Origin of the sequence: uncultured Mucilaginibacter sp. (assembly GCF_903913935.1) — a bacterium.
Classification (GTDB): Bacteria; Bacteroidota; Bacteroidia; order Sphingobacteriales; family Sphingobacteriaceae; genus Mucilaginibacter.
Map to the genome: position 1 here is coordinate 1 of NZ_CAIWNH010000010.1, position 5221 is coordinate 5221.

A 5221-nucleotide genomic window follows, 5' to 3' on the forward strand; every position below is an offset into this window, starting at 1 on the left:
ATATTATGTCACCCTAAAGCGCTAGTTCCAAATGACGAAATTTCATCAGGATCTATTATTTATGAAAGGTCCAAAGGTATAAAACGCCTTATGGACTATTGTGGTCAAAAAGTCAAATAACAATCTTGTACCTATAGCAACGAATTATAGCTGCATTTACTACCCTAAAACAAATTAAAATATACAACGGCCGCCAGAAGTATATTAGTATAGATGCTGACCAAAACATCATCCTTCATTTTCTCTTCCCAAGGGTTAATTCTTCCTTTGTACGGATATAAAACGGTTTTACCATGTCAAAAAACCAGAATAAAATAAAGGCACATAACAAGTATTTTACGTTTACCGGCAAAAAGCGTAAGCCATTAACTGTGCAGGCTGCTTTATCAATCACACTAAAGTTCATTAAAAATAATTTGCTGCGTTGAGTGTTTTGATTTTAAGAAAACAAGGTGCCGTTTAATTACAAAAGACTAGGTTAATTAAGCTGATTGATACTCGTTTATCTGGCCAAATGCTTGCTGCCAAAAACTTAATCAACTTAATCACCCCAATCCTATTCAATCAACGGATTTATAATACATCTACTAATTCCTGGTAATAGTCTAATCCCAGGTGAGTGATCAGGTCTTCGCCCATCAAATGGCGAAGAGTGTTCTGTAGTTTTATCAGCTGTTTGAAGATATCATTTTCAGGGGGCAGTCCTTCCGCTGTTTGCGGCGACTTTAAATAAAATGAGAGCCATTCCTGTATCCCGCTCATACCGGCCCGTTTTGCAAGGTCGCTGAACAAGGCAAGGTCCAAAGCGATTGGTGCTGCCAGGATGGAATCACGGCAAAGGAAATTTATTTTTATCTGCATTTTATAGCCAAGCCAGCCAAAAATATCAATATTGTCCCAGCTCTCTTTATTATCGCCATGTGGCGGATAATAGTCGATCCTGATCTTGTGATACAGGTCCCCATATAATTCCGGGTTGGCGTCAGGCCTTAATATGTCCTCAAGTACGCCCAGTTTTGAAACCTCCTTTGTTTTAAAATTATCCGGGTCATCCAGCACCAAACCATCGCGGTTGCCCAATATATTGGTCGAGAACCAACCTCTTACACCCAAAGAGCGGGCGGCCAGGCCGGGCGCTAATATGGTTTTCATTAATGTTTGACCGGTTTTAAAGTCCTTCCCTGCAATTGGGGTATCCGTCAATTTAGCCAACTCAATCATCGCAGGAATGTCCACTGTTAAATTTGGCGCACCATTTGCAAAAGGAATGCCCAATTTTAACGCAGAGTAAGCATAGATCATACTTGGCGAGATACGTTTATCATCGAGGATTAATGCCTGCTCAAATTTTTCAAGGCTCTGGTGAATATCGGATGCTTCATAATATATTTCAGTTGATCCGCACCAAACAAGCACGATTCTGTCGCAACCGTTATTTTCCTTAAAGGTTAAAATATCTTCCATTACCTGCTGTGCCAGCTCGTAACGGGTACCGGTCTTTACATTGGTGGCTACCAGATTTTTCGCGTAATTTTTATCAAACGCCGCTTTCATGGGTACCACAATTTCCAGTTCGGCTTTAACCTGGTTTAATAGGCCTGGTTCAAGTACTTTAGCCTTCATGGCAGCTTCATAAACATTGTCCGAATAAACATCCCATCCGCCAAAAACAATATCGTTCAGGTTTGCCAGCGGCACAAAATCTTTTACTTTCGGGAAACGGTTTTCGGTTCTTTTGCCTAAACGGATGTTCCCCATTTGAGTTAACGAGCCAATTGGCTGTGATATTCCTTTTTTTACGGCTTCAACACCGGCAATTAATGTAGTTGCTACTGCACCCAAACCAGGGATCAGGATCCCAAGTTTACCCTCAGCAGGTCTGATATTTGTTTTCATAGTAATTTGTTATTGTAAATGATAAATAGCTAAAGCCACTTATTTGTTTTGTACCATTTTACTGACTCCGCAACTCCCGCTTTTAAATCATATTCTGGTTCAAAGCCTAAACCTGTCCGGGCATTTCCGATATCGCAATGCCAGCTTACAGCCATCAACTCGTTTAATTTCTCAATGTTCAACGTTGATGCTTTTTTGTTCAAAGCACAGTATTTTTCGGATAGATACGCTATGATTTTTACGAATTTAACAGGCAAATGAAACTTTATTGCTTTTACACCCATAGAATCCTTTATAAAAGCAGCTAACTGGTATCGATCGTACGAATTTCCGTCCGACAAAATAAAAGTGCCCCTATTGCCATTAAATAGGGCTTTTATAGTGGCTCTTGCCAGATCGGTGACGTAAAGAAAACTGAATTTTTGTTCGGTATTACCAATATAAGGTTCAATTCCCCTGGCTATCTGTTTAAAAAAGATAAAGATATCCTTATCTCTCGGGCCATATACACCAGTAGGTTTTAGTATGGTGAAGTTTAGGGTTGCAAATGCCTTTAATTGCTCTTCGCCCAGTAGTTTGCTTTTACCGTAAGCCGTAACAGGCTTGGGTACCGAATTTTCCGTTAATACTTCAATCAAATTGTCCAGTGGGCCCACCGCTGCAAGGCTGCCCAGTAAAACAAATTTTTTTAACTGGATGCCGCTTTCAAGTACTGCGGTGGCAAGGTTTTGTGTATACCCGGCATTAATGGTATTGTATTCTTCCTGCGACCGTGCTTTAGTTGCCCCGGCGGCGTGGATAATATAGTCGTATTTCTTGTCGGCAAATTCTTTTTGTAGCGACGAAACATCGCCAAAATCAGGGTAGGTGTATTTTATATCAAGATCCTTCAGATGGGCGATATTGCTGCTTTTTCTGATCGCAGCGTAAACCTCGAGATTATTTTTTAGTGCTTCCTGTATGATATGATAACCAATAAACCCGCTTGCCCCGGTTATTAGCACGCGTTCTTTCATATCGCTTTCTCGTATAACCTGTATGTTTTGTAGGGGTCGCCTTTAATTGCTTTTATAGCTTCGTTTATCATGGTGTTGTTTTCAAGCGTCCAGCCGGCTTCGGCATGTGTAAAACCTTTTCGCTTGTACTCTTTAATAATGGTGCCATATAAACAAGCCTCAATACCCATTTTGCGGTAGCCATCAACAATACCAAGCGCATAAATGCGGATACTTTGTATTTTACTTTTATTAAGCAGAAGTTTAAAAAGACCTGTCGGCAATAAACGCCCTTTTTTGATGGTCTTGAAAATTTCGTTATAATTGGGAAGCGCCAATCCGAAACCAACAATTTTTCCATCTTGTTCGGCTACTAAAGCAAAGTCAGGGTCTAAAATTAATTTAAGGTCTTTAGCCAGGTAATTAAATTCCTCGTCAGATAAGGGTACAAAACCGCTGTTTTTATCCCATGCCGAGTTGTAAACCTCGCGGAGCTTAACAGTTTCTTCTTTAAAGTTTTTTAAATTGACATTACGGATAGTAATATGATTGCGTTTAAGCCTTTCTTTTAATGCATCCAGCAATTTCACCGAACGGTCGTCATAATTCTGTCCATCCCAATGCCAGGCTATCAAATCAATCTGTTTCGCAAAACCTGCTTTTTCCACCAGCGTTTCGTAATACGGCGCATTATACGTCATCATCAGCATTGGCGGGCTATCAAAGCCTTTGATTAACAGGCCGCAGGCTTCGTTGGTAGAAAAGTTTACCGGGCCGATAAACTTCTGGGTTACGCCTTTACCTTTTAACCAGTTTGCTGCTGTATTAAACAAAAGATCCGCTGTTTCCTGGTCGTCAATACAATCGAAAAACCCCCAGAAACCGTCGTTAACATGGTTGAATTCATTGCTGGTATTATTCAGTATGGCAGCAATACGGCCAATTAATTTGTCATCATCAAACGCAAGGAAAGCCTGCAATTGGTTGTGCTTATGGAATGGGTGGGTAGTTAACAGATCCCGTTGAGCTATAAATAATTCAGGAACGTAGTTCGGATCATTTTTGTAAAGATCATGAGGGAAATCAATAAATGTGGCCAGTTCTTTTTTTGAACTCACCGGAACGATCTTTTTCATTTTGGTGTCTTTCGATCTTAAATAAATAGTAACAAAACACAACACGCAGCTGAATTCGCTGCGTGTTGTGTTTTAAAATGAGTATCTGATAAATACATGTGCCCCATAGCACAAGTATTATTATATTTTTTCTTTAACCGAAGTAACGCCAACATCTTTAAATGCTTTTGCAATTTTTTCGATGGACTCATCTATCTGTTCGAAGGTATGGGTCGCCATTAGTGAGTACCTTAGCAATGATGAATCGGATGGTACCGCAGGAGAAACCACCGGGTTAACAAAAATGCCATCATCCTGCAATTGCTTGGTAACCAGGAATGTTTTGTAATTGTCGCGAACATAGATCGGCAGGATCGGGCTTTCAGTAGGGCCGAGGTCAAATCCTTCTTCGGTAAGCAATTTCATTGCATAATTTGTATTATCCCAAAGTTTTTGGATGTGCTCCGGCTCTGATTCAATAATGTCAAGGGCAGCGATTACACTTGCTACAGAAGCAGGGGGCATACTGGCACTGAACATTAAAGACCTGGCACGATGTTTCAGGTAATCAATTGTTTCATAATCAGCCGCAATAAATCCACCAAGTGATGCCAGTGATTTACTGAAAGTACCCCCAATGAGGTCAACTTCTTTTGTTAAGTTGAAGTGCGATGCTGTTCCTGCACCATTATGGCCAATTACACCAAGACTGTGGGCATCGTCAACCATAATGTTAGCGCCATATTCATCTGCTACCTTAACAATTTCCGGAAGTTTAACAATATCGCCTTCCATACTGAAGATGCCGTCGACAGCTATTAGTTTTACCGACTCTTCAGGGAGGATACTTAGCTTTCGCTTCAGATCTTCCATGTCATTGTGGGCGTATTTAATAACTTTAGAAAATGATAAACGGCTTCCGTCAATTAACGAAGCATGATCATATTCATCTAAAATAAGGTAATCATTACGGCCGGTAATGCTTGATAATACACCAAGATTTACCTGGAAACCTGTACTAAATAAAACAGTAGCATCCTTACCTACATATTTTGCAAGTCGGGTCTCTAATTCAATATGAATATCAAGCGTTCCGTTTAAAAACCTTGAACCCGCACAACCCGTTCCATATTTATCGATCGCTTTTTTTGAGGCTTCTTTCATCGTAGGGTGGCTTGTCAATCCTCAGTAAGAATTGGAACCAAACATTAACAC

Annotated in this window: 5 protein-coding genes; all 5 read right to left on the reverse strand. The window is 40.3% G+C overall.

Translation table 11 applies throughout. The annotated features are described in order from the left end of the window. Positions 1-235: 235 nt before the first annotated feature. The 5 genes from QZY09_RS00230 to QZY09_RS00250 all read right to left on the reverse strand — a co-directional run bounded on the left by QZY09_RS00230 (position 236) and on the right by QZY09_RS00250 (position 5170). A complete protein-coding gene (locus tag QZY09_RS00230; protein WP_295666532.1) occupies positions 236-406 on the reverse strand; it encodes a hypothetical protein in 171 nt (56 codons plus the stop codon). A gap of 167 nt (positions 407-573) precedes the next feature. After that, on the reverse strand, positions 574-1896 hold the full coding sequence (locus QZY09_RS00235) for an inositol-3-phosphate synthase (protein WP_295666535.1): 1323 nt from the start codon (positions 1894-1896) through the stop codon (positions 574-576). A gap of 29 nt (positions 1897-1925) precedes the next feature. After that, on the reverse strand, positions 1926-2912 hold the full coding sequence (locus tag QZY09_RS00240; protein ID WP_295666538.1) for an NAD(P)-dependent oxidoreductase: 987 nt from the start codon (positions 2910-2912) through the stop codon (positions 1926-1928). Continuing rightward, positions 2909-4027 (reverse strand): GNAT family N-acetyltransferase, encoded by a 1119-nt coding sequence (locus QZY09_RS00245; RefSeq protein ID WP_295666541.1) that lies wholly within the window; start codon positions 4025-4027, stop codon positions 2909-2911. The genes QZY09_RS00240 and QZY09_RS00245 overlap by 4 nt, the downstream gene beginning before the upstream one ends. Positions 4028-4147: 120 nt before the next feature. Beyond that, positions 4148-5170 (reverse strand): aminotransferase class I/II-fold pyridoxal phosphate-dependent enzyme, encoded by a 1023-nt coding sequence (locus QZY09_RS00250; RefSeq protein ID WP_367119148.1) that lies wholly within the window; start codon positions 5168-5170, stop codon positions 4148-4150. Positions 5171-5221: the final 51 nt, after the last annotated feature.

What these genes read in the sequence shown, in the direction of transcription:
- QZY09_RS00250 (WP_367119148.1), bottom strand. Translation starts at nt 5,170, where the DNA reads ATGAAAGAAGCCTCAAAAAAAGCGATCGATAAATATGGAACGGGTTGT.
- QZY09_RS00245 (WP_295666541.1), bottom strand. Translation starts at nt 4,027, where the DNA reads ATGAAAAAGATCGTTCCGGTGAGTTCAAAAAAAGAACTGGCCACATTT.
- QZY09_RS00240 (WP_295666538.1), bottom strand. Translation starts at nt 2,912, where the DNA reads ATGAAAGAACGCGTGCTAATAACCGGGGCAAGCGGGTTTATTGGTTAT.
- QZY09_RS00235 (WP_295666535.1), bottom strand. Translation starts at nt 1,896, where the DNA reads ATGAAAACAAATATCAGACCTGCTGAGGGTAAACTTGGGATCCTGATC.
- QZY09_RS00230 (WP_295666532.1), bottom strand. Translation starts at nt 406, where the DNA reads ATGAACTTTAGTGTGATTGATAAAGCAGCCTGCACAGTTAATGGCTTA.